The organism is Paraburkholderia oxyphila NBRC 105797 (assembly GCF_000685075.1).
GTDB lineage: Bacteria > Pseudomonadota > Gammaproteobacteria > Burkholderiales > Burkholderiaceae > Paraburkholderia > Paraburkholderia oxyphila.
In genome coordinates, this window is record NZ_BAYD01000293.1 from 1 (window position 1) to 895 (window position 895).

Sequence of the window (895 nt, forward strand, 5' to 3'; positions counted from 1 at the left end):
ATCGGGATAGGGGCAGGCCTCACGGCCCGACCCCTCCCACGCCACCGTGCGTACGGGTCCGTACACGGCGGCTCGGATTGGTTGATCGGCTATGGTCGCAACGATGGAAGGCCGAGGGCACCAAGATAGCGGTTGGTGAGTGCACGTTTCAGGGCCGGACTATTACTCAGGCGCCATGCATCGTGGGGAGAGCCGACCGTCTGGGCGGCCAGTTCCCGGTCAACTCCGCGACCCGTCAACTCCCGGAACCTGTTGCGGTTGTTGCCCCACTGTTTCCAGAAGATGCAGCGAACGCGTCGACGTACCCACTCATCCAGTCGCTGTAACGTACTGGGCGTCTCGCAGAAGCCGAAGTAGCCGCGCCACCCGGTGAGGTAGCGTTTTAGCCGCTCCATCAACTGCTCGATGCTGTTGCCTCGGTTGCGCTGAGTCAGTTCCCGGATGCGCTCCTTGAAGCGGGCCAGTGCCTTGGGCGCAATGCGCCTTTTGGTCTGTTTTCCGCCCGAGAGAGTGAATCCCAGAAACTTCCGCGTGCGAGGCCGTGCGACCGCGCTCTTCGCCTCGTTGACCGTCAGCTTGAGCTTGCCAGTGAGGAAGGCTTTGAGGCCCATCATCACTCGCTGGCCCGCACGTTCGCTACGTACATAGACGTTACAGTCGTCGGCGTACCTCACGAACCGCAGTCCGCGTTGCTCAAGCAGCTTGTCAAGGTCGTCGAGCATCAGATTGGATAACAGCGGCGACAGGGGACCGCCTTGTGGCGTGCCTTCGTCTGTTGCACCAACCAGCCCGTGCTCCATCACGCCTGCCGTCAGGAACGCACGGATCAGCTTCAGCAGACGCTTGTCGCTGATCCGGCTTGCCACCCGGCTCATCAGGATATCGTGGTTCACGC

General features: G+C 61.9%; 1 protein-coding gene. It reads right to left on the reverse strand.

Annotated elements, in window-relative coordinates; translation table 11 throughout:
* Nucleotides 1–89: 89 nt before the first annotated feature.
* On the reverse strand, nt 90–893 hold the full coding sequence (locus BO1_RS49020) for a group II intron maturase-specific domain-containing protein (protein ID WP_407670104.1): 804 nt from the start codon (nt 891–893) through the stop codon (nt 90–92).
* Nucleotides 894–895 lie beyond the last annotated feature (2 nt).